Raw genomic sequence first — 18,093 nt, forward strand, 5'->3', positions numbered from 1 at the left:
GTCACTCCAGACCTCCTGCATTGACCGAAACTCTTTCTTTTTCCATCTTTCGGTCACTCCAGACCCCCTGCATTGACTGAAACTCTTTCTTTTTCCATCTTTCGGTCACTCCAGACCTCCTGCATGGACTGAAACTCTTCCTTTTTCCATCTCTCGGTCACTCCAGACCTCCTGCATTGATCGAAACTCTTTCTTTTTCCATCTCACGGTCGCTTCGGCTCCACTAAAAAAATAAAAGACACTCATCAAGTTGATAAGTGTCTGTAAAAGGTATTATTTAAGTTTTGAAAATGCTACTTCTACTGCTTTGATTGTTTTTTCGATGTCTTCATCGGTGTGTTCGGTAGATAAGAATAAACCTTCAAACTGAGATGGCGGCAGGAATACACCTTGTTCAGCCATTTCGCGGTAGTAGGCAGCAAAATAGTCTAGGTTCGACGTTTTTGCTTTTTCATAGTTAATGACGTCTTCATTGGTGAAGAAGAACCCAATCATAGAACCAGCACGGTTAAAGGTAACAGGAATATCATATTTTTTAGCTGCCTCCGTGATTCCTTTTTCGAGTAAGTCGCCTAAACGTTTGAACTCCTGGTAGTGCTCTGGTGTTAGTTGACTTAAAGTCTCATAACCTGCCGTCATCGCAAGCGGATTTCCGGAAAGTGTTCCTGCCTGATAGATTGGTCCGGATGGAGCAATTTGCTTCATGATTTCCGCTTTACCTCCGTATGCACCAACTGGAAGTCCTCCTCCGATTACTTTTCCAAGACAAGTGATATCCGGAGTGATATTGAAATAGCCTTGAGCACAATTGTAGCCTACACGGAAGCCTGTCATTACCTCATCAAAAATCAGCAATGCTCCCTTTTCGGTCGTAATTTCACGAAGACCCTCTAAGAATCCTGGTAATGGTGGTACAAGACCCATATTTCCAGCAACAGGCTCGACGATGATACAAGCAATATCGTCGCCAAATTGTTTAAAAGCATATTTCACTGCTTCTAGGTCATTGTAAGGGACTGTGATCGTATTTTTAGCAATTCCTTCAGGAACACCGGGGCTGTCTGGCAAACCAAGTGTAGCGACGCCAGAGCCTGCCTTAATCAATAGGGAATCACCATGTCCATGGTAACAACCTTCGAATTTTAAAATCTTATTACGGCCCGTATAGCCGCGTGCTAGGCGAAGCGCACTCATCGTTGCTTCTGTTCCGGAAGATACCATTCTTACCACTTCAATCGATGGTACACGTTCAATCACTAGCTTCGCCAATTCATTTTCCATTAACGTTGGTGCACCATAGCTCGTACCAAGCTCAGCCACCTTTTTGATTCCTTCCACCACTCGATCGTTAGAGTGACCAAGGATTAACGGACCCCATGACAATACATAATCAATATATTCATTGCCATCAATATCATAGATTTTTGATCCTTTTCCTCTTTCCATGAAAATTGGATCCATATTCACAGATTTAAATGCACGTACCGGGCTGTTCACCCCGCCAGGCATTAAGTTTTGAGCTTCTTTAAAGGCTTCAATTGATTTTGTATATGAGCGCATTTTGCGTTCCTCTTTTCAGTTGATATTATTGATCCTCTTTTAGCCAGCGGCATGCATCTTTTGCTGCATACGTAATAATCAAATCAGCACCTGCCCGCTTCATCCCTACTAACATTTCTAGAACTGTATTCTTTTCATCAATCCAGCCGTTTGCAGCGGCTGCCTTCACCATTGCATATTCACCGCTGACATTGTAAATAACCACTGGAAGATTGAAGTTGTTTTTTACATCACGGACGATATCAAGATAAGGTAATCCTGGTTTCACGATTAAAAAGTCGGCGCCCTCAGCAACATCCGATTCAGCTTCTCTAAATGCCTCCATCCGGTTGGCAGGGTCCATTTGATAGGTTTTACGATCTCCAAATTGCGGTGCTCCCTCAGCAGCTTCACGAAACGGTCCGTAGAATGCTGAAGCATATTTAACCGCATAGGACATAATCGGAATCTCTTTAAATCCCGCTTCATCTAAGCCAGCACGAATAGCTGCCACGAAGCCGTCCATCATATTTGACGGTGCAATGATGTCTGCTCCGGCCTCTGCTTGAGCAATCGCTGTTTTCACGAGTAATTCAAGAGATTCGTCGTTAAGTACCTGTTCTCCTTCTACGACACCGCAGTGACCGTGGCTGGTATATTCACACAAACAAGTATCTGCGACAACAATCATCTCTGGGTAATGTTCTTTTATGTAACGAGTGGCAACTTGAATGATTCCGTGATCATGAAACGCCTGTGTTCCACACTCATCCTTTACAGCCGGAATTCCAAATAATAAAACAGACTTAATTCCGTGTGCTACGATATCATCCATTTCAGCTTTTAAATTGTCCATTGATACCTGGAATACACCTGGCATGGATGATACTTCCTTACGAATGTTTTCGCCTTCATAAATAAATAACGGATAGATGAAGTCCTCTGGCCGCAAGTGATTTTCTCTTACAAGTGCGCGCATATTAGCACTTGAACGTAAGCGGCGATGACGTGAAAATTGAAGTTCCATTTATATTTACCCCCAAAATCATTTTTCTAAGTATTTTATTGTACTTTTAATCATTTCTTTCACGGTGTATTCCTCAGGTGAGGCATGGATTGGCAATCCGTAAGAGAGCAATTTTTTCTCGGTGACCGGTCCAATGCAGCCTATAATGCATTGCTCTAGATGACTCTCAAGTTTGTACTCCTGCACCACACTCATTAAATGGTCCACAGTGGAGGGACTCGTAAACATTAGAATGTCCAGCTCACCTGCAGAAAGCATCCCAGCTAGTTTTTCACGGCTCTCAGTCGGCATGTATGTTTCGTAAATGACGATTTCATCTACATACGAACCGTTCTGAATGAGCGAGCTTGCGATATATTCCCTGGCCAGATTTCCTTTTGGCAAAAGAATTTTTGACCCTTTTTCGACAAAAGGAAGAAATTCTTCAACAAAAACCTCTGCCACATAGGCCGATGGGACAAATTCGGCATGTAAGCCAAATTCATTCAAGACTTCTTCGGTTTTTTTTCCAATAACAGCAATCTTCGGGAAGCTGCAGAACTCTTCCTTTTTTTTAAAAGAAAAGAAAGTTTCCACCGTGACATTGCTCGTAAAGATAATCCACTCATATGTATCAATTTGATCCATTGCAGTTTGAAGACGCTGATTGATTTCAATCGGACGAAACGCAATTAGAGGGATTTCGATTGAAATCCCTCCATACTTTTCTACAAGTTGTGAAAAGGATTTTGCCTGCCCTGTTCCGCGTGGAACAAGGACCTTTTTGTCTTTCAAACCACATGGTTCTAGCATTGACCTTCGAGCTCCCGTTTAACCCTTTCGATAAGGTCTTTAGCTCCTTTTTCGATTAGCAGGTCTGCCGCTTGAATACCAAGTGCCTCTGGATCTTGGCCTCTCACTTCTTCTTTGAAGATTTCCTGACCTTCAGGGGAACCAACTAATACCGTTAGAGCGATTTCATCATTTTCCTGTATTTGGGCGAAACCAGCGATTGGCACTTGGCAGCCGCCTTCCATTTTATGAAGAAAAGCACGTTCCGCTTTAACAGCTCTTTCCGTTTTCTTGCATGTGAATTTTTCAAAGAGTTCAAGAAGTTCTTTATCATCCTCGCGGCATTCGATTGATAATGCCCCTTGTCCAACAGCCGGTACACAAATATCCTCGTCAATAAATTCAGTGATGGTTTCCTTTGCCCAGCCAAGACGTGAAAGGCCTGCCGCAGCTAGGATTATTGCGTCGTATTCCTCATCTTTAAGCTTTTGTAATCTCGTATCGACGTTACCACGGATCCATTTAATTTCTAAATCAGGACGCTGCGCTAACAGCTGTGCACTGCGGCGAAGACTGCTAGTGCCAATAATGGATCCAGGCTTCAAATCTTTTAGCTTAATATGGTCTCTTGAAATCAATGCATCACGGTGGTCCTCACGGAAAGGAATACAGCCAATTGTCAGCCCCTCTGGAAGCACGGCCGGCATGTCTTTCATACTATGAACAGCCATATCAATCTCTTTATCCATCATAGCCTGCTCGATTTCCTTCACAAATAAGCCTTTTCCGCCTACTTTTGAAAGGGTCACATCAAGGATTTTGTCCCCTTTTGTGACAATTTCTTTTACTTCAAATTCAAAAGGTCCTCCGAGCTTTTTCAGCTGTTCAATTACCCAATTTGTTTGTGTTAAAGCCAATTTACTGCGTCTAGAACCTACGATAATTTTTCTCATGACTGCCTCCTATTATGAGTACCAAAAATGAAATGATGATAATTGACCAAATAAGAAAAAGTTAACTAATACAACTAAAAAAGATCCGACGTTCCAAAGGGCTAGTTGTCTGCCTGACATGTTTTTTACAATTCGCAGGTACAAATAAATACTGTAGCCTGTTAATAAAAGAAATGAACCTACAATTTTCATATCATACCAAGGCATTCCTGGAACCTTTAAAATGGCCCACTGTAAGCCAAGAATTAGGCTTAATAACAGCATAGGAACTCCTATGACTACTAAAATATAAGAAGACCTCTCCAGCTTGCTTAAATCTGCGATTCTCAAAAGTCTCGCTCCCCACTTTTTCCTCTTCAACAAGTCATATTGAATCAGATAGAGAAGCGAAAGGACGAAAGATAATGAGAAAGCCCCATACGATAAGATTGCCATCGTGATATGTATAAGCAAGAGTTCAGACATAAGCTGGTTGCTTATCACATGTGAATCATATTGAACTGGAGCAAACGTGTGGATCGCAATAACAATAAAACCAAGAATATTTGTAAAAAAGACGATAAAGTCTACCTTCAGCAGTTTGTTAATTCCGAGTGATAGCGTAACCAATACCCATGCATAAAAATAAAGACCCTCAAATATCGTTAACGCAGGAAATCTGCCTGTTTTTATCATATAAGAGGTTAGGAAGATTGTTTGTAAAACCCATACAAACGCAAGTAACCAGAAGGCAATACGGTTTGCCTTCCGGTTATGATTGAGAAAATCGAAAAAATATAACAATACACTGAAGGCATATAGGACTACTGTCAATTCGTGCAGTCGTGTCATATAAAAGTCATACATAATGAGTACCTCTTATGACTGAAAAGTAGCCTGAGGTACATGAACCATTGCATTTTTGGTTTCGGCTGCTTTTGTTTGTTTTTCAACAAGCTCTTCAATATTAAATATTTTCATAAATAAGTCCAATGCCTCATCGGCGTCAGGACGAGCAGCCAATTCTTTTGCTTGTAAGATAGGATCTTTTAATAGCTGATTAATAATGCTCTTTGTATGTTTGTTTAATACCTTAATATCACGGTCTGATAAATGCGGCAGCTTACGTTCAAGGCTGACCATTGTTTCAGATTGAATCGCACCAGCCTTATCTCTAAGAGCAGCGATAACTGGAACCACGCCCAGCGTTCCTAGCCATTGTTTGAAATCAACGATTTCCTTTTCTATCATCAGCATAATGACTTGAGCTGCTTTCTTCCGCTCCTGAAGGTTTGCCTCAACAATCCCCTCTAAATCATCGATATCATATAAAAATACACTTTCTAGTTCTGCAATTTTTGGATCTAAGTCCCGCGGAACAGCAATATCCACCATAAATAATGGCTTACCCTTACGCTGCTTTTCCACTTTTTCCATCATGGCTTTCGTGATAACAAAATCCTTCGCACCCGTAGAACTAATCAAAATATCTGCATCAATAAGCGTTTTTTGAAGGTCATCAACTGTTTTGGCATTTCCAGCAAAACGCGCAGCCAGAACCTGTGCCTTCTCAAATGTACGGTTAATAACTGAAACCTTTTTAACACCATTGCCATGCAGATTTTGGGCTGCTAACTCACCCATTTTTCCGGCACCAAAAATTAACACATGTTTGTTCTCAAGCGAACCGAAAATTTTCTTTGCTAGTTCTACAGCAGCATAGCTGACGGATACAGCATTGGCACCGATATCGGTTTCAGCGTGTCCACGTTTCGCCACTGTGATGGCCTGCTTAAAAAGGTGGTTGAAGACTGTGCCAGTTGTTCCTTGTTCTTGCGCTAATATAAAGCTTGACCGAACCTGCCCTAAAATTTGTGTTTCCCCTAACACCATTGAATGAAGACCGCATGCTACCTTGAATAAATGCTCAACCGCACCGTCCTCTTCATAAACAAATAGAAATGGTGAAAACTCAGATTGTTCAATTCCGAACCATTCAGATAGAAATTCCTTCACATAATAGCGACCTGTATGCATTTGATCGACAACTGCATAAATCTCTGTACGATTACATGTCGACACAATGATATTTTCCAGGATGCTTTTTTTAGAATTTAATTTTGTCATGGCATCCGCAAGTTCGGCTTCATTAAATGTCAACCGCTCACGGATTTCCACAGGGGCAGTTTTATAGTTTAAACCGATTACTACAATATGCATTTCTAAGAACACCCCCAATAAGTAATACAATAAAACTCCTGCTACATAATTAACTAGTCTGATTATAACATGGGTTTTTTCAAATTTACCCTTAAATTGTGAACAGAAAGCGAAACAATATGTTACTATAAAAAGCGGAAGCTTTATATCTAGAATAAACCTGTTAAATAGGAAAAAAGTTATGTTTTAATAATGTATCATCTTATGTACAGTACCAAAAAAACAGAAGAGATTCAAGTAAACCTTACTGGAAGTGGTGTTAAAATGAAGAATCAACGGATATTTCCTGGAATTATTCTCATAGGCTTTGGTGCCTTTTTATTCTTACAGCAATCAGGATTTACAGCTCTACAACCATTGTATTCATGGCCAACCCTTCTTATTATTGTTGGCGTGGCATTTTTAGGACAGGGATATTCAGCAAATGATTATGAAGCTATACTGCCTGGAGTTATCATCGCGGGCTTCGGTCTCCATTTTCATCTTGCGGGAAAAATCTCTTTCTGGCCGAACAATACGATTGGGATGCTGGTATTATTTATATCCATCGGATGCTTTCTTCGTTTTCAAAAAAACAATAACGGTTTATTTCAAGCCTTTCTTTTTTTAGTATTGGCATTATTGCTATTATTTTACGATAAAGTTACAGAATACCTAAATTTACTTCAAAATGGTTTAAGTTTCGCCTGGAAGTTTTGGCCGGCGATTATTATTCTGGTCGGGATCTACTTTCTTTTTCGGAGAAAAAAATAACGTCAGGCTATGAATCGCCTGACGTTACTTTTTAAATATAACTTTGTAAAATCGACCACGCTTTGTCTTTACCTTCGCCCGTTTCGGATGAGAAAAGGACAATTTGGTCATTTTCTGCTAAGTCGAGGGTTTCTTTTGTGACTTTTAAATATTTCTGCCACTTTCCTCTTGGGATTTTATCTGCTTTCGTCGCGATGACGATACACGGAATGTCATAATGCTTAAGGAAGTCGTACATCATGATATCATCCTGGGTCGGCGGGTGCCTTAAGTCAACAATCAAAACGACAGCTCTTAGCTGTTCACGAGTGGTGATATACGTTTCAATCATCTTCCCCCACGCTGCCCGTTCCGACTTCGAAACCTTGGCATATCCATAACCAGGAACATCGACAAAATGTAGAATTTCATTAATTAAATAAAAGTTTAACGTTTGAGTTTTTCCTGGCTTAGACGATATTCTTGCAAGACCTTTTCGATTTAACATCTTATTAATAAAAGAAGACTTGCCTACATTTGATCGTCCGGCCAAGGCAAATTCAGGCAGTTCTGTTTCTGGGTACTGCTCCGGCCTCACGGCACTGATGACGATATCTGAACTTACTACTTTCATTGCAAACCACCTTCTACTAGTGCATGCCGGAGAACTTCATCGACATGTGAAACAAGGACAAACTCAATTTCATTTCTAACACTTTCTGGTATATCATCGATATCCAATTCATTATCTTTCGGAAGAATGACCTTTGTTAATCCCGCTCTATGGGCACTGAGTGTTTTTTCCTTTAAGCCGCCAATTGGGAGAACCCTTCCTCTAAGGGTAATTTCTCCTGTCATCCCTACTTCACGTCGAATCGCTCTTCCTGTTAAGGCGGACACCAGGGCAGTAGCCATTGTTATTCCCGCAGAAGGTCCATCTTTTGGAACAGCCCCTTCTGGAACGTGAATGTGTACGTCATATTTTTCATGAAAATCTTCTTCAATTCCTAGCTCTCCAGCTTTAGAACGTACATAACTAAAGGCAGCCTGCGCAGATTCCTTCATGACATCGCCCAGCTTACCTGTTAGAACAAGTCTACCCTTACCAGGAGACAAGGAAACTTCAATCTGCAGTGTATCGCCGCCCACCGTTGTGTAGGCTAGACCTGTTGCAACACCGACCTGATCTTCTGTTTCAGCTTGACCATACCGGTACCTTGGTTTACCTAAGAACTCCTCGACGTTCTTTTCCGTTACGATCACTCGTTTTTTCTCTCCAGAAACCACGATTTTTGCTGTCTTCCGGCAGATGGTAGCCATTTGCCTCTCCATACTCCGTACCCCAGCTTCACGGGTATAATATCTCACTACCTTAAGGATGGCATCATCGCGTACCTGCAGAATCCCTTTAGTCAGTCCATTTTCTTTTATTTGCTTCGGGAGCAAATGATCTCTTGTAATATGGACTTTTTCAAGTTCAGTGTAGCCTGCAATTGTGATAATTTCCATTCGATCCAGCAGTGGGCCCGGAATCGTGGATAAGTTATTGGCAGTTGCAATAAACATGACTTTGGAAAGGTCATATGTTTCTTCAATATAATGATCACTAAAATTATGGTTTTGTTCAGGGTCTAAAACTTCAAGCATGGCAGAGGATGGATCGCCGCGGAAGTCACTCGACATTTTATCAATCTCGTCTAACAAAAAGACTGGATTAATCGTGCCCGCTTTTTTCATTCCTTGAATAATCCGACCTGGCATTGCCCCGACATACGTTCTTCGGTGACCGCGAATTTCGGACTCATCACGAACGCCTCCAAGGGAGACACGGACAAAATTACGATTTAATGAATTCGCAATGGAACGGGCTAAGCTGGTTTTCCCCACTCCAGGAGGTCCAGCCAGACATAGAATTGGTCCTTTTAAGGAATTCGTCAGCTTTTGTACCGCCAAAAACTCCAATACACGTTCCTTTACTTTTTCGAGACCAAAATGGTCCTGATTCAGGATTTTCTCAGCGCGATTTATATCAATATCGTCATCGGTCTTTTTTGACCATGGAATGGTAACCAGCCACTCGATATAGTTGCGAATAACTGCACTTTCAGCTGAACTGGACGGAACTTTCTCATAACGGTCAAGTTCTTTCAAGGCAGTCTGCTGAACATGTTCAGGCATACCGGCATTTTTAATTTTTTCAGTAAGTTCGGCAATTTCACCAGTTTTACCTTCTTTATCGCCTAATTCCTTCTGAATTGCCTTCATTTGCTCACGCAAATAATATTCCTTTTGCGTTCTTTCCATGGAGCGCTTTACGCGCTGCCCAATCTTTTTCTCAAGATTAAGTACTTCTTTTTCATTTTGAATCGTTGAAATGACGCTATTCATGCGTTTTTTGACATCAATCATTTCGAGGATTTCTTGTTTTTCCTTTAGTTTGATTGGCAAATGGGAAGCAATAATATCAGCCATTCTGCCTGGTTCCTCAATATCTACAACGGAAGTATACGTTTCAGCCGAAATTTTCTTCGATAACTTTATGTATTGCTCGAAATACTCTAGCATTGTTCTCATTAATGCCTGATCCTCAACATCCTTGGTTGTCGGTTCATCATAAGTCACAATACTGACTGCATAATAGTCGTCTTCATCATGGAACGACTGGATTTTTGCTCTATTTAGTCCCTCAACCAGCACTCGTATCGTACCGTTCGGAAGCTTAAGCATTTGTTTTACCTTTGTTAAGGTACCAATTTCGTATAAATCTTCTTCAGATGGCTCGTCTATAGCTATATCCTTTTGTGTCGTTAAAAAAATTAAATGGTCATCTACCATCGCTTTTTCAAGAGCTTCAACCGACCTTTCACGGCCTACATCTAAATGAAGAACCATTGTCGGATACACCAGCAACCCTCGAAGCGGCAGGAGGGGGACGATCAATTCTCTATCTTCCGCCATTAACTTGCACCTCCACATGCATTAATCAATCTTTCCTGCTGATAACAAGAAAAACATCTTTGTACAATTCTATCTTATTTGCAAATATGTGTCTAATATTACGAAAGCTTAAGAATGTGTTGTCAATAATTAATTTTCCCCAAGCTCTAAGATTTCTTTCATAAAAAACACTTCGGTCAGACAACCGAAGTGTTATCGTTTAAATGGATTCTTTTTTGGATAGCTCGATAGAAGCCGGAATCACTTGATTGAGCGGCTGGTTATGGACAAGAGCAACGTCAAAGACTTCACTCAAATGCGTAACTGGAACAAGGCGAATTCCTGTTATTTCATTTAAAATCGACTGCACGTTTTCCTCAGGAATGATCACGGTCGTGGCTCCTGCCTTCCTGGCTGCCTTTACTTTCGGGTAAACACCGCCGATTGGCTTAACATTCCCATGGATGCTTATTTCTCCCGTCATTGCTACTTTGTTATCAATTGGGATTTTATATATGGCAGAATAGATTCCTGTTGCCATCGCAATACCTGCCGAGGGACCGTCAATTGGAACCCCGCCTGGGAAATTTACATGAATATCAAAATCATCAGCTGGAACACCCATCGACCGAAGAACAGTAATAACATTTTCAATCGATCCGCGTGCCATACTTTTTCTACGGATAGATTTACCTTGGCCGCCAATACTTTCTTCATCGACAATTCCAGTAATGTTAATGGAACCTTTATCCTTCGCAGGGATCACCGTTACCTCGATTTCAAGAAGCGCCCCTGTATTTGGTCCATAAACAGCTAATCCATTAACAAGGCCGACCCGTGAATCGTCATTGATTTTCCTTTCCATTCTTGGAGACAATTGACTGGAATGAGCAACCCATTCTAAATCTTCATCTTTTATAAAATTTCGTTCATCCGTAATGGCAAGCCCGGCCGCAATCTGAACCATATTTACGGCTTCGCGCCCATTCCTTGCATATGTAGATAAAATATCTAATCCAACTTCACTAATGTCTAAATTCACTTTTTCAGCCGCTTTTTTACCAACCTGAATGATCTCTTCTTGTGTTAATTCTCTAAAGAAAACTTCCATACAGCGCGACCGAATCGCTGGCGGTATTTCACTAGGCGTTCTTGTTGTTGCACCGATTAAGCGAAAATCAGCAGGAAGCCCATTTTTAAAAATGTCATGGATATGTGTAGGGATTTGATTATTTTCCTCATGATAATAGGCACTTTCAAGAAATACCTTACGATCCTCAAGGACCTTTAACAGCTTGTTCATTTGAATTGGATGTAGTTCGCCAATCTCATCAATGAATAGGACACCACCATGTGCATTTGTAACAGCCCCTTGCTTCGGCTGTGGAATTCCAGCTTGTCCCATCGCTCCAGCCCCTTGATAAATCGGGTCGTGAACCGATCCTATTAACGGGTCGGCAATCCCTCTTTCATCAAATCGAGCGGTTGTGGCATCTAATTCAATAAATACTGAGTTTTGTTTAAATGGTGATTTCTGATTTTTTTTCGCTTCTTCTAAAACTAATCTGGCTGCAGCTGTTTTCCCTACCCCCGGTGGTCCATAAATAATCACGTGCTGAGGGTTGGGACCACATAATGCTGCCTTCAATGACTTTATACCATCTTCTTGTCCAACAATATCATGGAAGCTTGTAGGGCGTACTTTTTCTGCTAATGGTTCTGTTAATGAAATCGATCTCATTTTGCGAAGCTGTTCCATTTCCTTACGGGATTCCCGATCAATGGAAACCTTCTGTGTCCGTTGGTTCCTAAGCAAATTCCAGAAATACAGCCCGATAATTATCCCGAAAAAAAGCTGTATAAATAAGGCAATCCCCGTCCAACTCATATTTTTCCCTCCTGCTACAAGAATACTTCAATAGATATTAATAAGTATTTCCTGCATAGAGATGGAATAAACCACAATTTGTAAGAAACTGTTGATGGATAATAGAATAATATACAAAAAAAAGGACCCAGTAAATTTACCGGATCCTCTTACATTTTATATTAAGCTGATTTTTCCTCTGCTACAACCGTTCCATCTTCTAAGATAAGCTTAGGAAGGCTATTATCGATGACCGTTTCTTTTGTAATGATACATTTTTGAATATCATTACGAGAAGGCAGATCAAACATCACGTCTAACATGATTCCTTCAATAATAGAACGCAATCCGCGGGCACCTGTTTTACGTTCAATCGCCTTCTTCGCGATTTCAATTAGGGCGCCTTCTTCGAATTCCAATTCAACTTCATCGATTTCTAACATTTTTTGATATTGCTTAACTAAAGCATTCTTTGGCTTCGTTAAGATTTCAATTAATGCGGACTCATCTAATTGCTCAAGGCTTGCAATTACAGGCAGACGACCGATGAATTCAGGAATTAAGCCGAAGCGAAGTAAATCTTCAGGCAGCACTTTTGAAAGAAGCTCTTTCTGTGTAATATCCACTTGCTTCACATCAGAACCGAAACCAATAACCTTTTGACCTAATCGGCGCTTAATAATTGGCTCGATTCCATCAAATGCTCCACCACAAATAAATAAAATATTTGTTGTATCAATTTGAATGAATTCCTGATGAGGATGTTTACGTCCGCCTTGTGGAGGAACGCTCGCAACCGTACCTTCTAAGATTTTCAATAATGCTTGCTGTACACCTTCACCAGAGACATCTCTTGTGATGGAAGGATTTTCAGATTTACGGGCAATTTTATCAATTTCGTCGATATAAATGATACCCTTTTCTGCTTTTTCAACATCATAATCAGCAGCTTGTATTAATTTTAAAAGAATATTTTCAACGTCTTCACCTACATAACCCGCTTCGGTTAGAGACGTTGCATCAGCGATGGCAAACGGAACATTAAGAATACGAGCTAATGTTTGCGCTAATAATGTTTTACCACTTCCCGTTGGTCCAATCATACAGATATTACTCTTAGCAAGTTCAACATCATCAATCTTGCTGTTAGAATTGATACGCTTATAATGGTTGTAAACCGCAACCGAAAGCGATTTTTTAGCTTGGTCCTGACCAATGACATATTCATCAAGAATCTCACAGATTTCTTTTGGCTTCGGAACGTCTTTAAATTCTACTTCTTCTTCTGTTCCCAGCTCTTCTTCGACAATTTCTGTGCAAAGCTCGATACACTCGTCACATATATATACACCTGGTCCGGCAACCAATTTACGTACTTGGTCTTGTGTTTTTCCACAGAATGAACACTTTAATTGACCTTTTTCATCATTAAATTTAAACAAATCTTTCACCCCTTGAAAACGTGTTTTAACCATATTTAAAGTTGTCTACTACAAACAAAAAATCCGTATTTTTTCGAAACTATTCAGCGGTATGTATTGCATTGTAACACATGCACCCAAAGGACAGGTAATAAAAAGCTTACTTCAATTATGTTTTTTTGAAAGCGTATTTTTGTTTGAACAACCTTTAAATAAAAGCCATTGTACCCATTAAGCATAACCACTTTTTCTAAAAATAAATCTCATTAAGCCGGTTTTACTTAATTCGCTATGTAAACCTGTTTTTCCTGCATTAGTTTCATTGCTTGTTAAAAGAAAAGCGGAAGCGCCTTGACCAGGGAAAAATGCAGTTCAATTTTTCCTAGGGGCGTCGGGCATAAGACGGGCCGGCAGAAAGGTTGCTCTTTAACCTTTTTGACGGATTGGCTTATGACCCCGAGCCCCTAGGCGCTACAGCTCGACATTAAAAAGGTTTCCCTGTCCTTATTATAATATGTAATTGGAAAAAAGTATAAAAACAGGCACGATAAAATCGTGCCATGTGTTTTAATTATGAATTATTTTTTGTTTTCGATTAAGAATTCAACTGCTTTTTGCTTTTGAAGATCGCCTTTGATACCTTCAAGACCGCCAAGTGCTGCCTTAATATTGTCAACTGTCATGTTGTACATGCCAGCCATTTTTTCAAGTTCAGCATTAACATCTTCATCAGTAGCTTCAATGTTTTCAGCTTTTGCAATTGCTTCTAAAGTTAAAGCAACGCGAACACGGTTTTGAGCTTCTTCATTCATTTGTTCACGTAATGCATTTTCATCTTGACCTGAGAATTGGAAGTAAAGCTCAAGGTTCATTCCTTGCATTTGTAAACGTTGTTCAAATTCTTGAAGCATACGATTCACTTCGTTTGTAACCATTACTTCTGGAATTTCAACCTGTGCATTTTCAGCAGCTTTTTCAACTAATGTATCACGTAAGTGGTGCTCAGCTTCGTGCTTCTTGCTGTCTTCTAAACGAGTTCTGATTTTTTCTTTTAATGCGTCTAATGTTTCAACTTCTTCATCCACATCTTTTGCAAACTCGTCATCTAATTCTGGAAGCTCTTTTCCTTTGATTTCATGAACGGTTACTTTGAATACTGCTGGTTTACCAGCAAGTTCAGCCGCATGATATTCTTCAGGGAATGATACTTCAACATCTTTAGATTCGCCAGCAGCTACTCCTACCAGTTGCTCCTCGAATCCAGGGATGAATGAGCCAGAACCTAATTCTAGTGAATGGTTTTCAGCTTTTCCGCCTTCGAATGCTTCGCCATCAACGAATCCTTCAAAGTCAAGTACAACAGTATCGCCAAGTTCAGCAGTACCTTCTTCTTTCACCACAAGCTCAGCTTGACGGTTTTGAAGAGTTTCTAATTCTTTTGCTACGTCTTCATCTGTTACGTTTGTATCTAACTCTTCAACTTCTAAGCCTTTGTACTCGCCTAATGTTACTTCAGGCTTAACTTGTACAGTAGCTTTGAAGATCAGTTCTTTACCTTTTTCCATTTGCTCAATGTCGATATCAGGACGGTCGATTGGCTCGATTCCTGCTTCGTCAATCGCATTGCCATATGCTTCTGGAAGAAGAATATCTAATGCATCTTGATATAGAGATTCTACGCCGAAACGCTTTTCAAACATTGGACGAGGCATTTTTCCTTTACGGAAGCCTGGTACATTTACTTGTTTAACAACTTTATTAAAAGCAGCTGTTAAGCCTTCGTTTACTTTTTCCGCGCTTACTTCAACAGTAAGGACACCGGTGTTTCCTTCTAACTTTTCCCACTTTACTGTCATACCTTTTTTTCCCTCCAACAATAATCTATTATCATTTCATTCGTAACAAATTTGGTAGGAAGATGTCTTGTCCTCCAAGCCATTATCCGCTTTTTTTATGTAAAATATAGTTTTTACACAATGCAACCCTTACATTATAACACAGGTTTTTTTACTTTCAACACAGTTACTTATATATTAGGATAAGAAATTTCTTCTAATTTTGTAATTTTTACTAGTGCCTGCTCTATCATTTCAGTAGAACTCTCGTATTCATCTGATAGATCACTTAAATCCTGCTCAATTCCTAGATACCCAAGAACAAGGAAATGAAAAGCTGCTGCCCAAGCTGATACGTTTCTAGGTTCAAGCTCAAAAGGATAACTGATAAAGAAAATCCTTTCTACCATCCCTTTAATATTTTCAAATAGAACGGGGTCACTATGTTCCAATCTTTTTTCTAGTAAATGGAGGATTTCTTTCATTATCGGCTGTGATTGAATATCAGGCAGTTCTGTTGGCACCACACTTATTTCTTCACTAAACTTATTAACGTTAATTTCTTTGTCATATTCCTGCTCTCTTAACAGTGTTAACAACATTGTTTTTAAGAAGGGATGCCCTGAATCAGAGTGGAGGAATTCCTTGATTTCTTCCATAAATGGCCGGATATTTTTTTCTGCCAAACTAGAAATAACAAGCATTTGCTCATTAAGGCTATCTAATGAAGAAAGTTTCAGCTCTTTTACAGGAACATTTTCTTTAGGAAATTCGCTTGGCTCAGGATGATTGTTGTCTGCCATTCGTTTGCTAAATTGCAGGATTGTAAGAAAATGGTCTTGCCGGTCAGGCGGAATCTCTTTTTCATCAAAGAGGGCTTCAATGGTTGAGACAATTTCTTGGTATTCATGCAGCTGAATTAAGATGGTCAAATATAGATCGACCATCTGAAAATAGTCACCAATTCCTTTAAGCAGCATTTCATTGGCAAGTTCTTTGGCTTTTGTAAAGGCTCCGGATTCAAAGTATGCAAGCACGAGCCCGACTAATATTTCACTATTTTCGGCATCATGCTCCCTTGCTCCCTCGAGCAAGGTAATCGCTTCTCTATACCTTTTATTCTGCAAGCTCTCTAGGCCCTTATCCGTTAGTCTCTTTTCGAGTCCGGGAAGGAATATGACATTATCTTTCCGTTTCACTCGTTCCCGTTTTTTCATATGATTACCTTCCCTTTTCTTTCCATTATGAAAAATAGTTTAGCATGAATTTTATGAAAAACAAAAAACTATGTTCTCTATCGAAAATTGTGTCATTTCATAACTATGCTTGTCCATACCAAAAGTCTCACATTCTCATAGATTAAAGTAAGCAAATTTTTTTGCTTAATATTATTTGAAGGGAGTTTTTTTTTTGGGAATTCGCAGAGATTTTTTATACGTCGGTGATGTCAGCGATAGTTCTGTGGTTCGTTTCAATGCTATAACTGGGCAGGTAATTGATAGTTTTGTGACATCCTTTAGCGGTGGCTTGAATGGGCCTAGAGGAATTATTTTCAACCATACGGGCAATCTTCTTGTCTCCAATCAGAACGTTGAACAACCCCAGAACGGCAATATATTAGAGTACAATGGACAGACCGGGGCATTTCTGAGAGCTCTCGTCAGCTCCGTCCAAAATGGCGCTCCGTTTGCACCGCGCGGCATTGTCCTTTCGAGCAACAATATTTTATATGTTGCAGACCTACAAAGCCCTAGTGTCGACCCTGACCAGCCAGAGCCAGGCGAACTGCGAGCTTATGATGGTACTACAGGTGCTTTTCTCGGTCTTTCCGATCACTCCTGCTTCGAAGGAACGTTTTTTCCTCGAAGTGTAGTAATTGGGCCAGACAATTTACTATATGTATCGGTCTTCAACCCTTTTAATCCACTAGATGGCTGGGTGCTGCGCTTCGATCCTGGAACAATGGAGTTTATTGACGTTTTCGTCGAAAGCAATGCTATCAATAACCTCCACCGTCCTGAAGGCTTAGTCTTTGGTCCAGATGGCAATCTTTATGTAACGAGTTTCCGTGCGGACGAGAATGACACCGATAAGATCCTTATTTTTGATGGCGAGTCTGGCGCATTTTTGGACAAGATTGACCTTGATGTCGTTGGTCAACCGCGTGCCTTTGCAATGGCCATCCTATTTGGACCAGACGGAAAATTGTTTGTTCCGATTTCAGGCGGCGGACCTGATACAGGCTCTGTACGGCGTTATGACGTTCAGAGCAAAACTTTTGATGTTTTCGCACAAGTACCATTAGCTCAATTCTGGTATCTGACATTTGATAAAACGGATCCTGGGACCTTAGCTTATCAGGGCGAATAGGACGAGCTTTATGTATGAAGGGCGGACCCGAGCGGTACCGCCCTTTTCGGCAACAAAAAAACCTCTTATATCGAAAGTGATATAAGAGGTGAATATAATTCTATTTTGGTATGTAGTTAAATGGCGTCCCAGGAGAGATTCGAACTCCCGACCGTACGCTTAGAAGGCGTATGCTCTATCCGGCTGAGCTACTGGGACATAATAAGTTTTTCAAAGACAAGATTTATTATATAAAGGATATAGGTAAAAGTCAACACTATTTGTAGAAATTTTTTGTTCCTAAAAATATTGGGTTGATTGAAGATTTTATTCGACTTGTAGCGGATATTTTCTTCCAAATATAGTCAGTGATAGAAATGCAGATATTTCGGAGTGACCCAAACCCAATTACGAAAAGCCTTTGGGTCAATGCAAGTGGTCTGCATTAACCCAAAACTTATTT

Annotated in this window: 14 protein-coding genes and 1 tRNA gene; 2 read left to right on the forward strand and 13 right to left on the reverse strand. The window is 40.3% G+C overall.

Features of this window, described 5'->3' with window-relative positions; genetic code table 11:
* Positions 1–273 precede the first annotated feature (273 nt).
* The 6 genes from hemL to hemA are packed head-to-tail and all read right to left on the reverse strand — an operon-like array spanning position 274 to position 6,489.
* The gene (gene hemL / locus V7108_RS00785) at positions 274–1,560 is read right to left on the reverse strand and encodes a glutamate-1-semialdehyde 2,1-aminomutase (RefSeq protein WP_335567117.1); all 1,287 of its coding nucleotides are present in this window, start codon (positions 1,558–1,560) and stop codon (positions 274–276) included.
* Positions 1,561–1,585: 25 nt separating this feature from the next.
* On the reverse strand, positions 1,586–2,566 hold the full coding sequence (gene hemB, locus V7108_RS00790; protein ID WP_335567118.1) for a porphobilinogen synthase: 981 nt from the start codon (positions 2,564–2,566) through the stop codon (positions 1,586–1,588).
* 18 nt (positions 2,567–2,584) lie between these two features.
* Entirely contained in the window at positions 2,585–3,358 is a 774-nt protein-coding gene (locus V7108_RS00795; RefSeq protein WP_335567119.1) for a uroporphyrinogen-III synthase, read from the reverse strand.
* The gene (gene hemC / locus V7108_RS00800; protein WP_335510703.1) at positions 3,352–4,290 is read right to left on the reverse strand and encodes a hydroxymethylbilane synthase; all 939 of its coding nucleotides are present in this window, start codon (positions 4,288–4,290) and stop codon (positions 3,352–3,354) included. Before hemC ends, V7108_RS00795 begins: the two co-directional genes overlap by 7 nt.
* 12 nt (positions 4,291–4,302) lie before the next feature.
* Positions 4,303–5,136, reverse strand: coding sequence for a cytochrome C assembly family protein (locus tag V7108_RS00805; RefSeq protein WP_335567120.1), 834 nt, complete (start codon positions 5,134–5,136; stop codon positions 4,303–4,305).
* Between the two features lie 12 nt (positions 5,137–5,148).
* Entirely contained in the window at positions 5,149–6,489 is a 1,341-nt protein-coding gene (hemA, locus tag V7108_RS00810; protein WP_335567121.1) for a glutamyl-tRNA reductase, read from the reverse strand.
* A gap of 264 nt (positions 6,490–6,753) precedes the next feature.
* Between hemA and V7108_RS00815 the strand changes: the two genes are divergently transcribed.
* The gene (locus V7108_RS00815) at positions 6,754–7,242 is read left to right on the forward strand and encodes a LiaF transmembrane domain-containing protein (protein ID WP_335567187.1); all 489 of its coding nucleotides are present in this window, start codon (positions 6,754–6,756) and stop codon (positions 7,240–7,242) included.
* Between the two features lie 31 nt (positions 7,243–7,273).
* Here the strand turns inward: V7108_RS00815 and yihA are convergent, their stop codons facing one another.
* The 6 genes from yihA to V7108_RS00845 all read right to left on the reverse strand — a co-directional run bounded on the left by yihA (position 7,274) and on the right by V7108_RS00845 (position 16,498).
* On the reverse strand, positions 7,274–7,855 hold the full coding sequence (yihA, locus tag V7108_RS00820) for a ribosome biogenesis GTP-binding protein YihA/YsxC (protein ID WP_335567122.1): 582 nt from the start codon (positions 7,853–7,855) through the stop codon (positions 7,274–7,276).
* Positions 7,852–10,179, reverse strand: coding sequence for an endopeptidase La (gene lon / locus V7108_RS00825; protein WP_335567123.1), 2,328 nt, complete (start codon positions 10,177–10,179; stop codon positions 7,852–7,854). The genes yihA and lon overlap by 4 nt, the downstream gene beginning before the upstream one ends.
* 199 nt (positions 10,180–10,378) lie before the next feature.
* Entirely contained in the window at positions 10,379–12,046 is a 1,668-nt protein-coding gene (gene lonB / locus V7108_RS00830) for an ATP-dependent protease LonB (protein WP_335567124.1), read from the reverse strand.
* Positions 12,047–12,207: 161 nt separating this feature from the next.
* On the reverse strand, positions 12,208–13,467 hold the full coding sequence (gene clpX, locus V7108_RS00835; protein WP_335510691.1) for an ATP-dependent protease ATP-binding subunit ClpX: 1,260 nt from the start codon (positions 13,465–13,467) through the stop codon (positions 12,208–12,210).
* Positions 13,468–14,024: 557 nt separating this feature from the next.
* The gene (tig, locus tag V7108_RS00840) at positions 14,025–15,302 is read right to left on the reverse strand and encodes a trigger factor (RefSeq protein WP_335567125.1); all 1,278 of its coding nucleotides are present in this window, start codon (positions 15,300–15,302) and stop codon (positions 14,025–14,027) included.
* A gap of 170 nt (positions 15,303–15,472) precedes the next feature.
* On the reverse strand, positions 15,473–16,498 hold the full coding sequence (locus V7108_RS00845; RefSeq protein ID WP_335567126.1) for a tetratricopeptide repeat protein: 1,026 nt from the start codon (positions 16,496–16,498) through the stop codon (positions 15,473–15,475).
* A gap of 193 nt (positions 16,499–16,691) precedes the next feature.
* Between V7108_RS00845 and V7108_RS00850 the strand changes: the two genes are divergently transcribed.
* Positions 16,692–17,651 (forward strand): Vgb family protein, encoded by a 960-nt coding sequence (locus V7108_RS00850; RefSeq protein ID WP_335567127.1) that lies wholly within the window; start codon positions 16,692–16,694, stop codon positions 17,649–17,651.
* A gap of 121 nt (positions 17,652–17,772) precedes the next feature.
* Here V7108_RS00850 and V7108_RS00855 read toward each other — a convergent pair.
* Positions 17,773–17,849: transfer RNA gene (locus V7108_RS00855), tRNA-Arg, on the reverse strand.
* Positions 17,850–18,093 lie beyond the last annotated feature (244 nt).

Origin of the sequence: Neobacillus vireti (assembly GCF_036962345.1) — a bacterium.
In the GTDB taxonomy this organism is placed as follows: Bacteria; Bacillota; Bacilli; order Bacillales; family Cytobacillaceae; genus Neobacillus; species Neobacillus vireti_A.